At 67.5% G+C, this 587-nt stretch carries 1 protein-coding gene; it reads left to right on the forward strand.

Features of this window, described 5'->3' with window-relative positions; genetic code table 11:
• Positions 1-168: 168 nt before the first annotated feature.
• Positions 169-587 (forward strand): transposase (locus tag E1958_RS19760; protein WP_166664719.1); only part of this gene is annotated, 419 nt, incomplete at its 3' end.

Raw genomic sequence — 587 nt, forward strand, 5'->3', positions numbered from 1 at the left:
CCGGCTACTCCAGTGAGGCCGAATTGGCCGCCTGCGAAGCGGCTGGGGCCACGGTCTAGGTCCCCATCCCGGATCAGCACCAGGCAGTTACCGGCCACGGCCGCCTCAGCGGCGAGCGGTTCTCGTACAACCGTACCCTTAGATGTCGACATCTGCCCCGCCGGCGAGTTGCTCCCCCCGCGCGGTCAGCCGCATCAGAAGAACGGCACTCGGCGCACCCGCTACAGCCGCCCGGTCAGCCCGTGTCGGAACTGCCCGCTGAAGGCGGTGTGCCGGCCCGACTCCGGTGCTGCGCGCCGTATCTACCGTAGCGAGCACGCGGTGTTGGTCGAGGCCCATCGGCAACGGATGGCTGAACAGGGGGTAGGACGGATGCGTCAGCGTGCCGGTCTGGTCGAACATCCCTTCGGTACGCTCAAGCGCTGGTTCGGCTGCGACCACTTCCTGGTGCGTGGCTTCCACAAGGTCCGCGGTGAGATGAGCCTGATGGTGCTTGGCTACAACCTCCTACGGGTGGTCAACCGGCGCGGCGTGGGTGGGTTCCGGGAGTCTTGCGCCCGACGCCAACAGGCCAAGCCTGTCCAGGT

The organism is Candidatus Thiosymbion oneisti, from assembly GCF_004359955.1.
In the GTDB taxonomy this organism is placed as follows: Bacteria; Pseudomonadota; Gammaproteobacteria; order Chromatiales; family Chromatiaceae; genus Thiosymbion; species Thiosymbion oneisti.